Source organism: Pseudomonas sp. CCC4.1 (genome assembly GCF_035019225.1).
Taxonomy (GTDB): domain Bacteria; phylum Pseudomonadota; class Gammaproteobacteria; order Pseudomonadales; family Pseudomonadaceae; genus Aquipseudomonas; species Aquipseudomonas bubulae.
The window spans coordinates 24903-45031 of sequence record NZ_JASJWL010000030.1 but is presented as its reverse complement, the minus strand read 5'-3'; the positions used below and the strand labels follow the sequence as shown (position 1 = coordinate 45031).

General features: G+C 60.2%; 15 protein-coding genes and 1 pseudogene. 9 read left to right on the top strand and 7 right to left on the bottom strand.

Annotated features, from left to right (window positions below; translation table 11 throughout):
* Positions 1-3: 3 nt before the first annotated feature.
* The 5 genes from ureE to QN377_RS13640 all read right to left on the bottom strand — a co-directional run bounded on the left by ureE (position 4) and on the right by QN377_RS13640 (position 4968).
* The gene (gene ureE / locus QN377_RS13660) at positions 4-675 is read right to left on the bottom strand and encodes a hypothetical protein (protein ID WP_095018078.1); all 672 of its coding nucleotides are present in this window, start codon (positions 673-675) and stop codon (positions 4-6) included.
* 80 nt (positions 676-755) lie between these two features.
* The gene (locus QN377_RS13655; protein ID WP_095000477.1) at positions 756-2474 is read right to left on the bottom strand and encodes an urease subunit alpha; all 1719 of its coding nucleotides are present in this window, start codon (positions 2472-2474) and stop codon (positions 756-758) included.
* Between the two features lie 74 nt (positions 2475-2548).
* Positions 2549-3079 carry an urease subunit beta gene (locus tag QN377_RS13650; protein WP_153328757.1) on the bottom strand — a complete coding sequence of 177 codons (531 nt, stop codon included), beginning with the start codon at positions 3077-3079 and terminating at the stop codon, positions 2549-2551.
* A gap of 54 nt (positions 3080-3133) precedes the next feature.
* Positions 3134-3436, bottom strand: a complete 303-nt coding sequence (locus QN377_RS13645) for an urease subunit gamma (RefSeq protein ID WP_016781195.1) — start codon at positions 3434-3436, stop codon at positions 3134-3136.
* A 431-nt stretch (positions 3437-3867) separates the two neighbouring features.
* On the bottom strand, positions 3868-4968 hold the full coding sequence (locus QN377_RS13640) for an FUSC family protein (protein ID WP_322213021.1): 1101 nt from the start codon (positions 4966-4968) through the stop codon (positions 3868-3870).
* 315 nt (positions 4969-5283) lie between these two features.
* Between QN377_RS13640 and QN377_RS13635 the strand changes: the two are divergent.
* The 8 genes and pseudogenes from QN377_RS13635 to QN377_RS13600 all read left to right on the top strand — a co-directional run bounded on the left by QN377_RS13635 (position 5284) and on the right by QN377_RS13600 (position 16093).
* Positions 5284-6192 (top strand): annotated as a pseudogene (locus tag QN377_RS13635) (LysR family transcriptional regulator).
* Positions 6193-6407: 215 nt separating this feature from the next.
* Positions 6408-7946 carry an MFS transporter gene (locus QN377_RS13630; RefSeq protein WP_095000474.1) on the top strand — a complete coding sequence of 513 codons (1539 nt, stop codon included), beginning with the start codon at positions 6408-6410 and terminating at the stop codon, positions 7944-7946.
* A complete protein-coding gene (locus tag QN377_RS13625; protein ID WP_095000473.1) occupies positions 7943-9007 on the top strand; it encodes an HlyD family secretion protein in 1065 nt (354 codons plus the stop codon). Before QN377_RS13630 ends, QN377_RS13625 begins: the two co-directional genes overlap by 4 nt.
* Positions 9004-10434, top strand: a complete 1431-nt coding sequence (locus QN377_RS13620; protein WP_322213020.1) for an efflux transporter outer membrane subunit — start codon at positions 9004-9006, stop codon at positions 10432-10434. Before QN377_RS13625 ends, QN377_RS13620 begins: the two co-directional genes overlap by 4 nt.
* A 182-nt stretch (positions 10435-10616) precedes the next feature.
* Positions 10617-11936, top strand: coding sequence for an MFS transporter (locus tag QN377_RS13615; protein ID WP_095000471.1), 1320 nt, complete (start codon positions 10617-10619; stop codon positions 11934-11936).
* A gap of 84 nt (positions 11937-12020) precedes the next feature.
* Positions 12021-12515 (top strand): sigma-70 family RNA polymerase sigma factor, encoded by a 495-nt coding sequence (locus tag QN377_RS13610; protein WP_095000470.1) that lies wholly within the window; start codon positions 12021-12023, stop codon positions 12513-12515.
* A gap of 23 nt (positions 12516-12538) precedes the next feature.
* Positions 12539-13516 (top strand): FecR family protein, encoded by a 978-nt coding sequence (locus QN377_RS13605; protein WP_322213019.1) that lies wholly within the window; start codon positions 12539-12541, stop codon positions 13514-13516.
* Between the two features lie 228 nt (positions 13517-13744).
* Positions 13745-16093 carry a TonB-dependent siderophore receptor gene (locus QN377_RS13600; RefSeq protein WP_323567633.1) on the top strand — a complete coding sequence of 783 codons (2349 nt, stop codon included), beginning with the start codon at positions 13745-13747 and terminating at the stop codon, positions 16091-16093.
* 114 nt (positions 16094-16207) lie between these two features.
* Here the strand turns inward: QN377_RS13600 and QN377_RS13595 are convergent, their stop codons facing one another.
* Positions 16208-17359, bottom strand: a complete 1152-nt coding sequence (locus QN377_RS13595; protein WP_322213018.1) for an MFS transporter — start codon at positions 17357-17359, stop codon at positions 16208-16210.
* A 146-nt stretch (positions 17360-17505) separates the two neighbouring features.
* Between QN377_RS13595 and QN377_RS13590 the strand changes: the two genes are divergently transcribed.
* Complete coding sequence (locus QN377_RS13590) at positions 17506-17928, top strand: RidA family protein (RefSeq protein ID WP_095024768.1); 423 nt, start codon at positions 17506-17508, stop codon at positions 17926-17928.
* 113 nt (positions 17929-18041) lie between these two features.
* On the opposite strand, the gene uvrB is transcribed toward QN377_RS13590, so the two are convergent.
* Entirely contained in the window at positions 18042-20057 is a 2016-nt protein-coding gene (uvrB, locus tag QN377_RS13585; RefSeq protein ID WP_095020062.1) for an excinuclease ABC subunit UvrB, read from the bottom strand.
* Positions 20058-20129: the final 72 nt, after the last annotated feature.

The following is a 20129-nucleotide window of genomic DNA, read 5'->3' as shown; positions in this document are numbered from 1 at the left end:
GGTTCAGTGCTTATGGCTGTGAAACGTATGGCCGTTGTCGTGACTGTGACTGTGTGCGTCATGGCTGTGCACGCCCTGGATCTTCAGGGCGGCAGCGTCCAGCTTGTCTTGCGGGCTGGCCACGTGAACATGGGTGTCGGTTTCTTCGGCACCGCCAAACAGCAGGCGCGCCTCGGATGTGGTCAGCAGCGGCAGGATTTCGGCGCCGCCAACAAAAGCGTACGGCAGGTGTTGAAAGCCGTGGGTGCGCATCACCGAGTCCATCATTTTGGTTTCGACGGTGAGCGGGATATAGACCTCGTTGTTTTTGGTCACGGCTTTCCAGTGCTGGTTGCCGAGGGCATGGCCGAGCTCGAAGCTGGTTTTGATCAGCACGTCCAGGGGCTGTTTTTTCAGCTCCTTGAGATCGATGACCATCACGTCGCGCAGGTTCAGTTGCACCACTACGGCGGTGTTGGAGCCTTCATCCCAGAGCAGCACATCGCCGTCCGAGAGCACCACGTTACGTTCCAGCGAAATGCCCAGGTCAAGACCGCCCAGGCTGGTGCGCCGGCAGCGACTTTTTTGCGCTTCACGCTGGTCGAGCACCAGCAGGTCAACCTTGGCGCCTTCGAGTTTGTGTTGCCAGTGCGGGTCTTTCTTGGCGTTGCCGAGTATGTGTTCAATCAAAATCACGTCGCAAACTCCTTCCCTGAATCATGTGCCGGGCGTGTGCTACCGGGTGCAGGTGCCCCCGGTAGAGGCCCGTTCAGGCATTAGCCAAAGAAATAACGCTGGTTCATGGTGGCCACATCGATGGGCTTGCACGTGGCGTGTACGCCGTCGACTTTTACCGCGAAAGTTTCCGGATCAACATCGATATGCGGGGTCTGGTCATTGCGCACCAGGTCCTTTTTGGACACGGTGCGGCAACCGCGCACCGCCATGACCTGACGCTCCAGCCCGGCCTTTTCTTTCACGCCGTCTTCCAGCGCCGCTTGCGACACGAAGGTCACGCAGGTGTCTTGCAGGGACTTGCCGAAGGCACCGAACATCGGACGGTAGAACACCGGCTGCGGGGTTGGCAGAGAGGCGTTCGGGTCACCCATGGCGGCCCAGTTGATCATGCCGCCCTTGATCACCATTTTCGGTTTTGCCCCGAAGAAACGCGGATCCCACAGCACCAGGTCGGCCATCTTGCCGACTTCCACCGAGCCCAGCACATGGCTGATACCCTGGGCCAGTGCCGGGTTGATGGTGATCTTGGCCACGTAACGCAGCACCCGGAAGTTGTCGTTATCGGCGCTGTCTTCCGGCAGTTTGCCACGCGACACTTTCATCGCATGGGCGGTTTGCATCACCCGCAGCCAGTTTTCACCGACCCGGCCCATGGCCTGGGAGTCACTGGAAAACATGGAGATCACGCCCATGTCCTGCAGCACGTTTTCGGCGGCAATGGTTTCCGGGCGTACGCGGCTTTCAGCAAACGACACGTCAGCCGGCACGTTCGGGTTGAGGTTGTGGCAGACCATGATCATGTCGAACAGCTCGGCCTGGCTGTTGACGCCGTAGGGCAGGGTCGGGTTGGTCGAGCTTGGCAGCACGTTGCTCTGGCTGGCCACCTTGATGATGTCGGGGGCGTGACCACCACCGGCGCCTTCCGTGTGGAAGGTGTGAATGGTGCGACCTTCGAAAGCATCGATGGTGTCTTCGACGTAGCCACATTCGTTCAAGCTGTCAGTGTGCACCGACACCTGCACGTCCATCTCGTCGGCGGTACGCAGCGCATGGCGCAGTGCGTTTGAGGTTGCGCCCCAGTCTTCGTGAACCTTGAGCCCGGCGACACCGGCGATGATCTGTTCGGCCAGCGGCTCGCGGCCAAAAGAGTTGCCCTTGCCCAGCATGCCGACGTTGATCGGCAGCCCTTCGAGCGAGCGCAGCATCTGGCGGATGTTCCAGGGGCCGGCAGTTACGGTGGTGCCGTTGGTGCCATCGGTAGGGCCGATACCGCCGCCGAAGAAGGTGGTGATGCCGTTGGACAGCCCGTGATAAGCCTGCTGCGGCGAGATCAAGTGAATGTGGGTGTCGATCCCGGCTGCAGTCAGGATCAGGTGCTCGCCGGAGATGGCGTCGGTGCTCACACCCACGACCAGGCCGGGGGTCACGCCGCTCATGATGCCCGGGTTGCCGCTTTTGCCGATCCCGACGATCTTGCCGTCACGGATACCCACGTCGGCTTTGATTACGCCCTGGATCGCGTCGATGATGGTGACGTTGGTGATAACCAGGTCCAGTACGCCGTTGTCGCGGGTCAGGGTATTGTCGGCGCCCATGCCGTCGCGCAGGGATTTGCCGCCGCCGTAAACGGATTCTTCACCGTAACCGCGCAGGTCCTTTTCAATCTCGACAAACAGGTTGGTGTCACCCAGGCGGATTTTGTCGCCCGTGGTTGGGCCGAACAGGCCTGCGTATTCTTTGCGTGAAATGGTTGGCATCGGTGGCTCCTTTTCTAATGCCGCGCGAGCGTCAATGGTTCAACGGCGCGAGTGCAAAGTATGAGAATGCGTGGTTACTTGTCGTTGACGGGCTTGGACGGCTTGGCCGGCTCGGAGAACTTGAAGCCGCGATCGACTGCGCGCTGGATGGCCTGCAGTTTTTCCGGGCGCTCATGGTTGCTGGTGAGCTTGTCCGGTACCCAGCCATCGACCAGGTTGTTGAAGCCGTAAAGCGTTTGCTTGCCACCGTAGGGGATCAACGGCACTTCGATTTCGTCGCCCGGCTCGAAGCGGATGGCTGTGGTGGCCGTGATGTTCAGGCGCTTGCCAAAGGCGGCGGCGCGGTCGAATTCCAGGGCACGGTTGACTTCAAAGAAGTGAAAGTGCGAGCCGATCTGGATCGGACGGTCACCGGTGTTGCGCACCTTTACCTTGGTGACGGGGCGGTCTTCGTTAAAGGTGATGGGCGTGCTGGCGTAAATCGTGCCGCCCAGAGGCACATCGGCTTCATTGCCCTTGCTGACGCCACCGGGGTTCTTGGCGTGGGGGATGCTGTGGTTCGGGTGAGTATCCTGGTGCGGGCCTGCTGTCTCTTTGGTGCTCATGACTGATTCCTCAAAACGTGAAAGTTTTGCGTTTACCGGGTTTAAAGCAGACGGTTACTTGATCGGGTCGTGGACCGTGACCAGACGACTGCCGTCGGTGAAAATCGCTTCAACCTGAACGTTGGGAATAAGGTCGCTGACGCCTTCCATCACGTCATCCTTGGTGAGTACTTTGCTGGCCTCGGTCATCACATCCTCAACCGACTTGCCATCGCGTGCGCCTTCCAGGGCGGTCACGGTGATAATTGAAACAGCCTCTGGATAGTTCAATTTCAAGCCGCGAGCCTTGCGCCGGAATGCGACGTCCGACAGGGTGTAAACCATCAGCTTTTCGACTTCTCTGGGGGTGAGCTGCATAAGCCCTCCTATCTACAGTGCGGTAAGAATTAACGTTCTGGAGTGCCGCTCAGGCGTGCGCGCATGCAAAACACTCCACACGATGGGTACGTGTGAAGGCGGGTTGACGTGTGAGTGGGGTTTTTTAATGCCTGTTGTCGTTTCATAAGCTCAACCGTTCAAATCCATTAATACGGGTGCGAGCAGAGCCTAGACCATAATTTCAGGCAGGCCAGGTGTTGCAGGCGTGCGGGTCAGAGGTTGTTGACACAAAATGAAATACAAGGTTTTGTTGAAAACTTCTTATAAAACAATTTGTTATATGTTTTGAGTTTGTGGTTTAAGCGTCGTTAATCGCTGAAAATTCCATGTTTATGTACGAAGAATCTTCATCTTTAGTGCGATAAGTCATCTAAATGAGTCGGATGTAACTTTTTGCTGTGGGTGTTACGTTATTTTTCGTCGGGCAACTTGTCGTTTTTAAACAAATGCCGATGGCCGCAGTGGTACAGCGCGGCATGCAACTGGTCATTGAGTTCGGTCAATTGCCTGAGCATCTCCAGGCTTAGCCAGACATAGGCATAAAAGGGTGTCTCGGTGATCTTGCCGTCCAGGCTCTTGAGCACAAGCTCCTTGAGATCGTGGGCTTTCTGGCGCAGTTCGCCGCTGATCTGGTTGTTGGAAATGCCCATGCACAGCTTGTTCTGCAGCGATTCGAGCGCTTGCGGGATCAACTGGTGCAGACCGTTCAAGGCGGGCTCGCTTTCGATCAGCAGGTGGCTTTCCCGTGATGACCAATACGCATCGATCATCAGGCTCATGGTGGCCAGCAGGTTGCGGTGCAGGGTTTGCAGGGACTCGAACACTTGTGGCTTGAGGTTGCTTTCGTTGCTGGCAGGGGTGATGTAGTTGCGCAACTTGATGACCGCGTCCAGTTCGTACTTCAGTTGATCATCCAGATTGGGGCGTTCGGGGATTCGCGGGGAGAAGTATTGCGAGTACAGGGTATTGATCTTGCCCAGGCTCTCGCTGAACTTGATCCGCAGGTCGGTATAGGCCCGCTGTGGGTAAATGCTGGTGTAGAGCATGGCCAACAAAGAACCTGCCAGCACATAGCCGCTGCGGGTGAGTGCCGACTCCATGTCATTGGGCGGGGCGCAGCTGACCACCGCCAGGGTTGCTCCGATCAGCAGGGCCATATAGGGGTGTTTGCCCAGGGTCAGGTAGCCGGCAATAAACATCATCACCGCGCACCAGAGCAGCATCAGGCTAAAAGAGTGCATCTCCAGATACAGCGCCACCAGCCCGGACAGCGCGCCCAGTACTGTGCCGCCGGTACGCTGCAGGGCCCGGGAGAATACGTTGCCCCAGTAGGGCTGTGGTCCCATGACAATGAGCATGGTGATCAGGGCATAGGAGGCGCCGTCGAGCTTGAAGAAGCGGATGACAACAAATGTAATCAGGAACGCCAGGCTGATGCGGGTGGCGTGGATCCAGCGGTAATTTTTGCAGACCAACTGTTCCAGATTCGAAATCTTTTTACCCAGCCGCATAAAGTCCCCAATTGCTGTAGTGGATTGGGCTGGCAGCGTAGTTCAGGTCTGGCGGGTCCACCACTGGGGATGGCTCTATCGTGGGGCAGGAAAAGCGGCAGGCGTAAAAAAGGCCATTACCATCATGGGGATCCGGTAATGGCCAAAAATCTCAACCAAAGAGAGCGTCAGGCGCAAACCTGACGAGCGGCAATGTATCAATGCCACTCTTAGTTAGCTAGCTAAGAGTGAGCGAAACTGTTTTACCTGCTGCGCAACAATGGTGCATTGCTGGTTGGCTAGGCAGGGGGAGCGTTAGCCGATACCCTTTGCTCCATGCAAATACCTGACTTGAATCTACTGGTTACCTTGAATGTCTTGCTCGAAGAGGGCTCTGTGGTGGGTGCTGCCCGACGCATGAACCTGAGTGCCCCGGCCATGAGCCGCACCCTGACCCGGATTCGCGAGGTCTTGAACGACCCCATTCTGGTGCGTTCAGGGCGTGGCCTGGTGCCCACGCCCCGTGCACTGGAGTTGCGTTAACAGGTGCGCGGTGTGGTGGAGCTGGCGCACGGGGTGTTCACCCAGAGCCAGAACAGTGATTTGCGTGAGCTGGAGCGTACGTTCAGCATTCGCGCCAATGACGTGTTTTTTGGTGTGTATGGCGCAGCACTGCGCCAGCAAATGGCCCTGGAGATGCCCAAGGCTACGTTGCGGGTGGTACCTGAGGGTTTTACTGATGACGAGGCACTGAATGAAGGTCGCATTGACCTGACTATCTGCGCCACTAACCGCTTCAGCCCGGATATCAAGGTCCAGAGGCTGTTTACCTGTCCGTTTGTGGGGTTGGCACGGGAAGGGCATCCGATTTTCGATGAGCCTGTTACGGCCCGGCGCTTTGCCAGTTTTGACCACATCAGTGTGTCCCGCAGGGGCCATGCCCGCGGGCCGATTGATGCGCTGCTGGCCGAACTGGGGCTGGAGCGTCGGGTGTCGTTTACCACGCCGACGTTCTACTCGGCGATTTTTGCCCTGGCAGGGGAGGATCTGATCCTGCCGCTGATGCCCCAGGTGCTGCTCAAAAACCTGGAGCCACTGGGCCTCAAACTGCGCCCGTTCGAGCTGCCGATCACCCTGCAGCCGGTGGATATTGTCCAGGCCTGGCATCCGCGGCTGGATAACGACCATGCCCACCGCTGGCTGCGTCGTACCCTCAAGACCTTTTGCGACAACGCGGTGATTTGACCGCAACCTCTGTAGCCGCTGCCGAAGGAACGAGGCTGCTACGGGGAGGGGGTCAACATTACAATGGTTGCGTCTGACGCACTCCACAGTTAGTTATTTATCAATTTTTATAGCTATGCCGGCTGATTAAACTTTCTGTCATCTATCAAGACGACGGAGTCAGCCATGTATTGGCGGTTTGACCATGGGCGCAGTCTGGCGCCTGGAGCTGCGCTGTGACGGCGCTGGTTGCGGGTGCCGTGGCTCCCACCCCGGCCCCGGCCAGCAGTGCGGCGTTTGGCCTGCGGATTTTTACCGGTCTGCTGGGCGTTTTGCTCGCCGTGCTGGTGTCGGGGTTCAACGAGAATGTCACCAAGGTGGCCATGCCCGATATCCGCGGGGCGATGGGTATCGGTTATGACGAAAGCACCTGGCTGCTGGCGGTGTATTCGGCCACGTCCATCAGTGCCATGGCCTTTGCGCCGTGGTGTGCCGCCACCTTTTCCCTGCGCCGTTTTACCCTGTGTGCCATCGGCGCCTTTTTACTGTTGGGCATTCTTTGCCCTCTGGCCCCGAATGTTGATGCGCTGATGCTGCTGCGCACCTTGCAAGGCTTTGCCGGTGGGGCCTTGCCGCCGATGTTGATGTCAGTGGCGTTGCGCTTCCTGCCGCCGGGCATTCGCCTGTATGGCCTGGGCAGTTATGCGCTGACGGCCACTTTCGGGCCCAGCTTCGGCACGCCGTTATCGGCCTGGTGGGTGGAGTACGCCGGGTGGCAATGGGCGTTCTGGCAAATCATCCCCCTGGGCCTGTTGTCGATGGCCTGCGTGGCCTGGGGCTTGCCGCAAGACCCGTTGCGTCTGGAGCGTTTCAAGCAGTTTGACTGGCGCGGTCTGCTCCTGGGTTTGCCGGGGTTGATCATGCTGGTACTGGCGCTGGAGCTGGGTCAGCGCCTGAACTGGTTCGAGTCGCCGATGATCCGTTTTTTTATCGTCGCCGGCACGGCCCTGATGGTGCTGTTCTTTATCAATGAGTGGTCCCATCCGCTGCCGTTTTTCAAGCTGCAACTGCTGAAAATCCGCAATCTTGCCCATGCATTGTTGACGCTGGGCGGGGTGTTGTTTGTGTTGCTGGCAGTGATCAAGATTCCGTCCAGTTACCTCGCTCAGGTGCAGGGCTATCGCCCCCTCGAAACCGCGCCGGTGATGTTGCTGGTGGCCTTGCCGCAATTGATTGCGCTGCCACTGGTCGTTGCGTTGTGCAATCTGCGCTGGGTCGATTGTCGCTGGGTGCTGGCCATTGGTCTGGGGTTGCTGGCGCTGGCCTGCGGCATCGGTTCGCAAGTTACCTCGGTGTGGAACCGGGAAAATTTTTACGGCTTGCAGGCGATACAGATCATCGCCCAGCCCATGGCAGTGATTCCTCTGCTGATGCTCGCCACCGGCGGCCTGAACCCGGCGGATGGCCCGTTTGCATCGGCCTGGTTCAATACCGTCAAAGGGTTTTCGGCGGTGGCAGCAAGCAGTGTGCTGGGGGTGCTGACGCTCAATCGCGAGCACTACCACTCAACCATGTTGCTCGATCGGCTGGGCAACTCGCCGCTGGTCAATTCCGGCACAGACCTGGCGCGTCGGGTTCACCAGCAGGCCGTGGTGCTGACCAGTTCTGATCTTTATCTGTACATGGCCGTCCTGGCGCTTTTTCTGATTGTGTTAATTCCTTTTGGCCCCACGCGGATCTACGCGCCGGGCACAGCTGCTGGAGTTGTGAAATGAGTACAACAAACGGGCGCAAGCCCTGGGTTCTGGTCGGCGCAGTCGCGTTGGCAGTGATCGTGCTGTACGGGTTGTGGCGGTTGGTCTTTGCCACGGGCACCGTGCAGAACACCAATGATGCCTTTGTCAGCGCCGATTACACCTTGATTGCGCCAAAAGTGGCGGGGTTTATCGACGAGGTGCTGGTGCAGGATAACCAGCCGGTCAAGGCCGGTCAGTTGCTGGCGCGGATCGATCCGCAGGACTACCGCGCTGCCGTGCAGGCTGCGCAAGCCAGCGTGGCGACGGCACAGGCACAACGGGTCAATGCCCTGGCGATGCTGGAACGCCAGCGTTCGTTGATCGAGCAGGCCAAGGCCACGGTCGATGCGGATCTGGCGCAGGTCGAATTTGCCGAGCATGAGTTGCAGCGTTATCAGCATCTGGCCGGGCAGGGCGCAGGCACGCTGCAGAACTCCCAGCAGGCGAAAAACCGTTCGCTCACCGCGCGTGCCGAGTTGGCACAGCACAAGGCTGCACTGGAAGCCGCTCGCCAGCAAACCCGGGTACTGGCCGCCCGGGCTACGGCCGCGCAAGCCTCGGTGCAGTATGCCGAGGCCTTACTGGCACGGGCCGATCTGGACTTGTCGCATACACAACTGCTGGCACCGTTTGACGGTGTGGTGGGGCGTCGCAGTGTGCGCCTCGGCGCTTACGTCAAACCCGGCGACACCGTGCTGGCGGTGGTGCCGCTGGCCGACGCCTATGTGGTGGCCAACTTTCTCGAGCACCAGCTCACCAACATGCAGGCAGGGCAGCGTGTGACGATCAAGGTCGACAGTTTTCCGGGGCAGACCCTGCAAGGCACCGTGGACAGCATCGCCCCGGCCACGGGGGTGACGTTCTCGGCGATTGCTCCGGATAACGCCACGGGCAACTTCACCAAAGTGGCGCAACGTATTGCGGTGAAAGTCACTCTGGATCACGGGCAGTTACTGGCCAGCCAATTGCGCCTGGGGATGTCGGTGGATGCCTCCATCGACACGGCAATGGCTCACGATCAGCAGGTCAGCACTCGATGAACAAAACTGCAGTGGCCCTGGCTGTGGCCTGTTACAGCGTACTGAGCCTGAGTGGTTGCGTGGTCGGCCCGGACTTCAAGGCTCCCGTGCCCAAGTTGCCTGCGAACTGGGCGTCGGTACCCACTGAGGCAGGGCACAACCATGCGCTGCAAACAGCGGTGGACCTGCACTGGTGGGACCGTTTCGGCGACATGCAATTGTCGGCGCTGGTGCGCGAGGCGCAGCAGCGCAACTTTGATGTGCAGCTGGCTGCAAGCCGCTTGCAACAAAGCCTGGCTATCCGCCGTCAGATCAACGCCGACACCTTGCCCGAGGTCGGTGCAACGGCGGCTTACAGTCGGAGCCGTAACAGCCAGAAAGGTTTGAGTGACCCTTCCGGGCACAGTGGCAAGCAGGCTTTCAACCTGTGGAATGGTGGCCTTGGGTTCAGTTGGGAGGCTGACCTCTGGGGCCGGGTCAAGCGTTCGGTGGAAGCGGCTGATGCCTCGGTACAAGTGGCGGTGCAGGACCGCAACGCGGTGCAACTGTTGGTGATCGTGCAGACCGCGCAGCACTATATTCAGTTGCGCGGCACTCAGCAGGCATTGGCCGTGGTGGAGCAAAACCTGCAAATCGCCCGCCGCAGCCTGGAACTGACCCGGTTGCAGCTGCGGGAGGGCGTGGCTACGGATTTGCAGGTGTCTGAAGCTGGCGCCCAAGTGGCCGAGATCGAAGCACGTCAGGCCCCCTTGCAGCAACGCAGTGCACAGTTGATCAATGCTCTCGGCTTGCTGCTGGCCCGCGAGCCAAGAGCCTTGCAGGCGCAATTGAGCGCAGCGGCAGGGGTGCCGGCCTATGGCGCCGATGTGCCGATCGGTCTGCCCAGCGAATTGGCGCAACGGCGGCCCGATATTCGTCGTGCCGAGGCCCGATTGCATGCAGCCACTGCAGCGATCGGCATGGCCGAGGCGGACTTCTATCCGCGGATTACCCTGTCCGGCAGTATCGGTTTTCAAGCCACGCAGCTGTCGGATCTGGGCAGTTGGGGCTCGCGCAATTTTGCATTCGGCCCGGGCTTGAGCGTACCGGTGTTCGAGGGCGGGCGTTTGCAGGGGGCCTTGCAGTTGCAGGAAGGGCGCCAGCAGGAGGCGGGCATTGCCTACCAGCAAACCGTATTGCGCGCCTGGCATGAGGTGGACGATACGCTGGTGGCGTATCAGGCCAGCCAGCGCCGGCGCGACAGCCTGCAGCAGGCGGTGATGCATAGCCAGCGGGCGCTGGACAGCGTGCACCAGCAATATGCCCAGGGTACGGTGGACTTTCTCAACGTACTCACGGTGCAAAACGCGTTGCTGGCCAACGAAGCGGCGCTGGTGGACAGCACTGCGCAGGTCTCGTTGTCCCTGGTGGATGTGTTTGCGGCGCTGGGTGGGGGGTGGCAGGGCTAGCTGCTTGCAGATTCTGGTGGGAGCGGGCGCATCGACGAAGTTATCCCGGCAAACCGCAGTACCGGCATCGCAGGCAAGCCAGCTCCCGCAGGTAATGAGTGATTGCCCACAGGTTTTGCTATGCTCGCGCCTTCGACCGCAAACGCCAATATAGGCGTGCCCCGTTCATATTGAGCCTATTTATGTCTGCCGATACCCAAGCCACAACGGTGCGTTTTTCCCGTTCCGACTACAGAACCCTGGGCCTTGCTGCCCTGGGCGGGGCGCTGGAGATCTACGATTTTATCATTTTCGTGTTCTTTGCCCTGACCCTCAGCCAGCTGTTTTTTCCCCCGGACATGCCCGAATGGCTGCGTCTGCTGCAAAGCTTCGGGATTTTTGTGACCGGCTATCTGGCGCGTCCGCTGGGCGGGATTCTGATGGCGCATTTTGCCGATCACCTGGGGCGCAAACGGGTATTCAGCCTGAGCATCCTGATGATGGCGCTGCCCTGCCTGCTGATCGGCATCATGCCCACTTACGCCGAAATCGGTTACTTCGCCCCGCTGATCCTGCTGGCCCTGCGCATCCTGCAGGGCGCAGCGGTCGGTGGCGAAGTGCCCAGTGCCTGGGTGTTTGTGGCCGAACATGCGCCGGCCGGTCGCCGCGGCTTTGCCCTTGGTTTTTTGCAGGCCGGGCTGACTTTTGGTTACTTGATCGGGGCCTTGACCGCCACACTGCTGGCACAGCTGTTTACCCCGGCAGAAATCCTCGATTACGCCTGGCGCTTTCCGTTCCTGCTCGGTGGCGTGTTCGGCGTGATTGGCGTGTGGTTGCGCCGTTGGCTCAGTGAAACGCCGGTGTTTCTGGCCCTGCGTGAACGTAAAGAGGGCCGGGCCGAGTTCCCCTTGCGCACAGTATTGCGCGAGCACCGGGCTTCATTGCTGCCGGCAGCGCTGCTGACCTGCGTGCTCACCAGTGCCGTTGTGGTGTTTGTGGTTATCACGCCGACCGTGATGCAGCAGCGCTTCGGCATGACTGCCAGCCATACCTTTGCGTTGAGCAGCCTGGGTATCGTATTTTTGAATATAGGCTGTGTGCTGGCCGGGTTGATCGTTGACCGTATCGGCGTATGGCGCAGCATCGCACTGTACAGTGTGCTGCTGCCGCTGGGCATTGGCGTGTTGTATGCCAGCCTGGTCGGGGAGTGGGTTTTGCCCGGCCTGGCCTATGCGTTCGCCGGCTTGACCTGCGGGATTGTCGGGGTGGTGCCGTCGGTGATGGTCGGACTGTTCCCGGCCCCGATCCGGGTTTCGGGGATTTCCTTTACCTATAATATCGCCTATGCGCTTTGGGCCAGTACCACGCCGTTGCTGCTGATCGCGCTGATGCCGTGGAGTCCCTGGGTGTGCCTGGGATTTTGTGCGCTGATGGGGCTGGTGGGTCTGTCAACTGCATGGCGTTACGGTTTCAGCGGTGTTACAGCGGTTGAGAGGCGTTTGCTGGCCAAGGCCGAAATGTAGTGCGAAGACCTTCTGTCATCCGGGTGATTGCTGGCTCTAATAGGAAGCATTACTATTCGCGCCCCACCTGTGCAGTCCTGTGCGATGACTCAGAAAGTGCCCCGTAGAACGGGCTTCTTTGAACACTACGAAGAGTTGATCGGCACCTGGACCCGGCGCCTGCGCAATCGGCAGCAGGCGCAAGACCTGGCCCATGACACCTTTGTCCGCGTGCTTGAATCCAACCCGGATGCGGTTGAGCAGCCACGCGCCTATTTGCATCAGACTGCACGCAATATTGCGGTGGACGGTTTTCGCCGCCAGGAGTTACGCGACGCCAAGGAGCTGGCTGCCGTTCCCCCAAGTTCGTCGCAAACCGGCGATCCGGAGCAGTATATGCGCGCTATCCAGTTGGCTGAGTCGGTCGAAAGGGCTTTGCAGGAACTGCCGCTCAATTGTCGCAAGGTTTTCGTCTGGCAGAAAATCGAAGGCCTGACCCAGGCCGAGATTGCCGAACGCCTGGGGCTGTCCAGGAACATGGTGGAAAAGTATATGATCCGCACCCTGCGCCATCTGCGTGAACGGGTGGAGGCGCCGTGATGACATCGGTAAAGGATTGCAGGATGGATACACGAGACTGTACCTGTGGCAGCGCCAACGTGCGTGATGCGGCGGCCACCTGGTTTACCCGCGTGCAAGCACAAACCCTGGGTGCGTGCGAGCAGGCCGAGTTTGAAGCCTGGCGTACGCAGCATGCCAGCCATGAGGCGGAGTATCAGTGGCTGGCCGGCCTGTGGTCAGCCGCCGATCTCTTGCCCCGGGCCCGCATGCGGGCGCTGTGTGAAGTGCCGGTGGCGAAACCGACACGCCTTTCGTTACTGGCTTGCGGGCTGGCCGCAGGTATTGTGGCCGTGGCGGCGGGGGCGGGTGTATGGATGCAACTGCAGTCGTCGGCGGGTTATCACGCCGAATTTGCCACGGTGTTGGGAGAGCACCGCACCCTTGATTTGCCTGATGGCTCGAGCATTGAACTCAATGGTCGCAGCCGTGTGCGCGTCAGCTTTGCGCGTGAGCAGCGCAATGTTGAACTGGAGCAGGGCGAAGCCATGTTCAGTGTGGCCCATGATCCGAAGCGGCCATTTGTGGTGCAGGCCGGGGCCGGCAGGGTAACGGTGACCGGTACCCGTTTTGATGTGCTGCGCGAAGCCGAGCAGACGCGGGTTGCGGTGGAATCAGGGCATGTGCGGGTCCAGGGAGGCAATCCGGATGCACAGGTCAACCTGACTGCCGGGTTGGGTACCGTGGTCGATGCCCGGGGCCATGTAGCGGCCGCGCAGGCAGTCAATACCGGGGCGTTGACGGCCTGGCGCAAGGGGCAACTGGTATTTGAAGATGCCAGTCTGGGCGAGGTGGCCGCCGAGGTCTCGCGCTATCGCGACAAGCCGCTGCACGTCAGCACCCCAGCGCTGGCGCAAATGCGGCTTTCCAGCGTATTCAAAACCGATGACACCGATGCCCTGCTCAAGGCGTTGCCGCAGATCCTCCCGGTGGCTATCAAAACCCGCGCAGATGGCAGCCAGGAGATCATTGCCAGAAAATAATTGCGCTGGGGATTCAGGTTTTTTTCGAGTTCTTCGTCTTCTTGATCAACTGCAACTGGTTTGTATTAACAGTTGCACTCAAGTGCGATCCATAGGGCAAGACTCGACGTGAAAAACAACAATCTTCGTGGGCGACTATCCTCGCTTGAAACACCCCTGAGCATTCCATCTTCTGTCGCCCGGACGCGCCTGCTACCGCTGGCGTTGGCCCTGGCGGTGGGCGCGGCAATGCCCTGTGCTTTTGCTGGCGAATCTGCGCCGGCTGTGATCCATATTCAATCCCAGCCTCTGGGCTCGGCCCTGAGCCAACTGGCGCAGCAAACGGCATTGCAAGTGTTTTTCAGCCCGCAGCTGGTGGCTGGCAAGCAGGCTCCGGCGGTGAATGGCAACCTGTCGCCAGAACAGGCGCTGGCCCGACTGCTGCAGGACAGTGGCTTGAGCTACGAGCTTGACGGTGATGCTGTAACCCTGCGTGCGGCGCCCACGGTCAGTGCTGCTGCGCCAGCGTCCGGGCCGCTGGAACTGGGGCCGGTGGATGTAAAGGTGGTCGGCAACTGGCTGAGCGATGCCAATGACGCGGTGGTGCAGAACCACCCGGGGGCGCGGACAGTGGTGCGTCGCGAAGCGATGGTCGAGCAGGGCACGATGAACGTCAGTGATGCCCTCAAGCGTATCCCGGGTGTTCAGGTGCAGGAGTCCAACGGCACGGGCGGCAGTGATATCTCGCTGAACGTGGGGGTGCGGGGTTTGACGTCGCGTCTGTCACCGCGCTCCACCGTCCTGATTGACGGTATTCCGGCAGCGTTTGCACCCTACGGCCAGCCACAATTGTCGATGGCACCGATTTCATCGGGCAACCTGGACAGCATCGACGTGGTGCGGGGTGCCGGCTCGGTGCGCTACGGGCCGCAAAACGTGGGCGGGGTGATCAACTTTGTGACCCGGGCCATCCCCGAGACCTTCCAGGGCGAGGTCGGCACAACCCTGGAAACCTCCGAGCGTGGTGGCTGGAAACATATTGAATCGGCATTTCTCGGCGGCACGGCGGACAACGGTATCGGTGCTGCATTGCTGTATTCCGGGGTCAAGGGTGATGGCTATCGCGCGCGCAACAACGACAACGATATCGATGACGTCTTGCTCAAGACCCACTGGGCACCCACCGACCAGGATGATTTCACCCTCAATTTCCACTACTACGACGCCACCGCGGACATGCCCGGCGGCCTGACCCAAAAGCAGTTTGACGCTGACCCGTACCAGTCGCTGCGTGACTACGACAACTTTACCGGGCGACGCAAGGATGTGTCCTTCAAGTACCTGCGTCAGATCGACGACCAGACCCAGTTTGAAGTCCTGACCTATTACACCGACAGCTTCCGTGGCAGCAACATTGCAGCCCGCAATCTGCAAACCCTGGCTTCGTATCCGCGCAGTTACCACACCTTCGGTATCGAGCCGCGGGTGTCCCATGTGTTCACGCTGGGGCCGGTCACGCAGGAAGTGGGGCTGGGCTATCGCTACCTCAATGAGGCGATGCATGAAGAGGCCAGCCAGGTGTACCTGGTCAATAACGTGCCGGTGCCGGGGCCCGGGGCAGACGGTCATGTGTATCAGGATCGCACAGGTGGCACCGAGGCCAACGCGTTCTATATCGATGACAAGATCGATGTGGGTAACTGGACGGTCACCCCGGGTATCCGCTTTGAGCGGATCAGCACCAACTGGCACGACCGCCCGGTACTGGGCAATAACGGCAAACCAGTGCAGGAAAAAAACCGCAGCATCGACAGCAGCGAAGCACTGCCGGCCCTGAGCGTGATGTATCACCTGTCGGACGCGTGGAAACTGTTTGCCAACTACGAGACCTCGTTCGGCAGCCTGCAGTACTTCCAGTTGGGCCAGGGCGGTGTCGGCGATGCGACCGCAGCGGGTTTGCGTCCTGAAAAGGCCAAGACCTATGAGCTGGGTACGCGTTACGACAATGGTGTGTGGGGCGGTGAAGTGACGCTGTTCTACATCGACTTTGCCGACGAGTTGCAATATGTGAGCAACGATGTGGGCTGGACCAACCTGGGCGCGACCAGGCACCAGGGTATCGAGACCTCGGTTCACTACGATATGTCGGCACTGGACGCACGCCTTGACGGCCTGTCGGTCAATGCGGGCTTTACCTACACCAAGGCGACGTCCGAGGGTGACATTCCCAACTTCAAGGGGCGTGATCTGCCGCTGTATTCGCGCCAGGTGGTCAACCTCGGGGCGCGTTACGTGGTCAACCGCTGGACCTACAACCTGGACATGTTTGCCCAGTCCCAGCAGCACGCGCCGGGCACTGGCGGGGTGTACATCACTGATCCGACCCCGGATGGCCAGTACGGCGATATTCCTGGGTATGCGACCTGGAGCACCCGAGTCGGTTACGACTTCGGCCCTGAAGCGTCAAACCTGAAAGTGGGAGCGGGGATCAAGAACCTGTTCAACCAGGAGTACTACACCCGCTCCAGCGACAACAACGCGGGGATTTACCTGGGCGAGCCGCGTACGTTCTTTGTGCAGGCGAGTGTGGGTTTTTAACCCAAAAGCCCCCTCTCCCGGAGGGAGAGGGGACTAAAAGCAGAAGCAAATTTGTGCAACACCACCCATCGGCCCCCTCTACCGCCGGGAGAGGGCTGGGGTGAGGGGCTCGCTCTAAACCCGCAAAATCCGCCCGCTGATGGCTACGGCTATGAGCATGGCGGTGATCAGCAAAAAGGCCGCGCCCAGGCTGCTGGCATGGGCGATAAAGCCGATGGCCGCAGGCCCTGCCAGAATCCCCGCATACCCCAGGGTGGTAATGGCTGGCACGGCGATATGCTCCGGCATTACGGTCTGTTTGCCCACGGCGGTGTACAGCACCGGCACGATATTCGAACACCCTGCGCCCACCAGCGCATAACCGAGCAATGCTGACTCCCAGTTCGGTGCCAGGGTTGCCAGGGCCATGCCCGCGGCGGCAAACAACCCACCCAGGACAATCACCAGCCGCGCACCCAGACGCTTGACGATGGTATCGCCCATCAGTCGGCCCGCGGTCATGGTCAAGGCAAACGCGGCATAACCCAGCCCGGCATAGGCATCGCCAATGCCTTTCTCGGAGGTCAGGAATACGGCGCTCCAGTCGAGCATTGCGCCTTCGGCCAGGAACACGGTAAAGCACAGCAAGCCGATAAAGAGCACCACGCCGTGGGGCACGGCAAACGCCGGGCCGTTGCTTTCGCTGCCATAAGGCAGCAGGTGCGGAGAAGCCTTGAGCAGGGCTGCGAGGATCAATGCAATCACCACCACAATCGCCCACAGCGGCGTCAGGCCCAGCGCCAGCAGGGCGCTGACCCCGGCCGCGCCGGCAATCCCGCCGACGCTGAACAGCCCGTGAAAACCCGACATCATGGTGCGCCCGCTGGCACGCTCGACGATCACGGCCTGCAAGTTGACGGTGGAGTCGACGGCGCCGAGCCCAGCGCCAAACAAGAAGAGTGTGGCGATCAGTAGCGGTATGGCACTGACCGTCGCCAGCAGTGGCAGCGCGAGGCAGATCAACAGCGTGCCGCCCACCAGCACCCGGCGGCAGCCATAACGGCTGGCGAGGATGCCGGCAATGGGCATCGCCAGGATTGAGACCGCGCCCAGGCACAGCAATAACAAGCCCAAAGTGGCCTCGTCCAGTCCCGCACGGGCTTTGGCGTAGGGCACCAGTGGCGCCCAGGCGGCGAGGCCAAAACCGGCGATGAAAAAGGCAATGCGGGTCGACATTTGTTCGAGGCGCCCCGGCACAAGGGGCATTTGGGTGGTGATGGCAGTCATGGTCATCCTTGGGAAACGGCTTTGGTGCGCTGCGGCGTAACATCCTTGCATATTTGCGGCCTGTGTCGCGAGGGCGCTGGCGTACGGCTTGGCGAGAGTGGTTGAATAGCGCGCTTGCTTATCCCACTGCCACTGGTGCGTATTTTATGGACAAGAATTCTGACTCCGCAGTGCTGTTGCTCAACCCCGTCGGGCTGTATGACCCTGCGCCCAACGGTTACTCCCATGTTGCCCGTGTGGCCGCGAATGTGCGGCTGGTGTACACCGCCGGCCAGGGCGGCGAGAACGCCGACAGTGAGCTGTCGACGGACTTCGCCGAGCAGGTGCGCCAGGCCTTTGCCAACCTGCAGATCGCCCTGGCAGCGGCCGATGCACAGATCAAGGACGTGGCCAAGATCACCGTATTGATCGTGGATCACAGCCTGGAGCGCTTACAGATTTTGGGCGCCGAAGTGAAGCGGGTATGGGGGGAGCTGCCGGCCCCGGCCTGCACCTTGATCCCGGTGCCGCGCCTGGCGCTGGATGAGATGTTGTTTGAGGTCGAGGCGGTAGCGGCGGTAGCCGTCTGAGAGATTGCCCTGTGGGAGCGGGCTTGCTCGCGATAGAAACGGCGCGGTTTACCTGATACACCGCATCGATCCAATCGCGAGCAAGCCCGCTCCCACAGGGACAATGTGGGGCGTTAAACCTGCAATAACCGCTCGCGCAGTTTGCCGATTTCGTCGCGCATTTGCGCCGCCGCCTCGAACTCGAGATCGCGGGCCAGGGCGTACATTTTTTCTTCCAGTTGGCGAATGCGCTTGCTGATCTCGCTGGGCGAGCGCAGCTCGTTCTCGTACTTGGCGTTTTCTTCCGCGGCCTTGGCCATGCCTTTGCGCTTTTTGCTGCGCGAACCCGGCACCACCGCACCCTCCATGATATCCGCGACATCCTTGAACACGCCTTTGGGCGTAATGCCGTTGGCGAGGTTGAAAGCGATCTGTTTCTCGCGCCGGCGTTCGGTCTCGCCAATGGCGCGTTCCATCGAGCCGGTGATGCGATCAGCGTACAGAATCGCCCGGCCATTGAGGTTACGCGCCGCCCGGCCAATGGTCTGGATCAACGAGCGTTCGGAGCGCAGGAAGCCCTCCTTGTCGGCGTCCAGGATCGCCACCAGCGACACCTCGGGCATGTCCAGCCCTTCACGCAGCAGGTTGATCCCCACCAGCACGTCAAATACGCCCAGGCGCAGATCGCGGATGATTTCGACGCGCTCCACGGTGTCGATATCCGAGTGCAGATAGCGTACCCGCACGCCATGGTCGGCCAGGTAATCGGTGAGGTCTTCGGACATGCGTTTGGTCAGGGTGGTGACCAGTACACGCTCTTCCAGCGCCACGCGCTTGGCAATCTCGGAGAGCAAATCGTCGACCTGGGTGAGGGCCGGACGCACTTCGATCTGCGGATCGACCAGGCCGGTGGGGCGCACCACCTGCTCGACCACGCGGCCCGAATGTTCGGCTTCGTAGTTGCCAGGGGTGGCGGAAACAAAAATGGTCTGCGGGCTGATGCGTTCCCATTCGTCAAAACGCATCGGCCGGTTGTCCAGTGCCGAGGGCAGGCGGAAGCCATATTCCACCAGGGTCTCTTTACGTGAACGGTCGCCTTTGTACATGGCGCCCACTTGCGGCACGCTGACGTGAGACTCGTCGATCACCAGCAGCGCGTCGGCCGGCAGGTAGTCGAACAGGGTCGGTGGCGGGGCCCCGGACTCGCGGCCCGAAAGGTAGCGCGAGTAGTTTTCGATGCCGTTGCAGTAACCCAGCTCCATGATCATTTCCAGATCGAAGCGGGTGCGCTGTTCCAGGCGCTGGGCCTCGACCAGCTTGTTGTTGGACCGCAGGTATTCGAGCCGCTCCTTGAGTTCTTCCTTGATCCCTTCCACGGCGTCGAGCAGGGTTTCGCGCGGTGTCACATAGTGGCTCTTGGGGTAGAAGGTAAAGCGCGGCATCTTGCGGATGACTTCGCCGGTCAGCGGGTCAAAGGCACTGATGCTTTCGACTTCATCATCGAACAGTTCGATGCGCACCGCCTCCAGATCCGATTCGGCAGGATAGATGTCGATCACATCGCCGCGCACGCGGAAGGTGGCGCGGGCAAAGTCCATATCGTTGCGGGTGTATTGCAGATCGGCCAGGCGGCGCAGCAACTCGCGCTGGTCGAGCTTGTCGCCACGGTCGACGTGCAACACCATCTTCAGATAGGTCTCGGGGCTGCCCAGGCCATAAATGCACGACACCGTGGTAACGATGATCGCGTCCTTGCGCTCCAGCAGGGCCTTGGTTGCGGACAGGCGCATCTGCTCGATATGGTCGTTGATCGAGGCATCCTTCTCGATAAAGGTATCGGAGGAGGGCACGTACGCTTCGGGCTGGTAGTAGTCATAGTACGAGACGAAGTACTCCACCGCGTTGTTCGGGAAGAATGACTTGAACTCGCCGTACAGCTGGGCAGCCAGGGTTTTATTGGGCGCCAGCACCAGGGTGGGGCGGTTCACATGGGCGATCACGTTGGCAATGCTGAACGTCTTGCCCGAACCGGTTACCCCGAGCAGGGTCTGGTGCGACAGGCCGGCTTCGATGCCTTCAATCATCTGGCGAATGGCTTCGGGTTGATCGCCTGCGGGCTTGAAGCGGGTAACAAGCTGAAAATCGGGCATGAAGGACCTCAGGGTTTGCTTCTATAAAAGCAGTAGCCTTTATAAGTGCATGCGACTCAGGCCGCAGGAAAA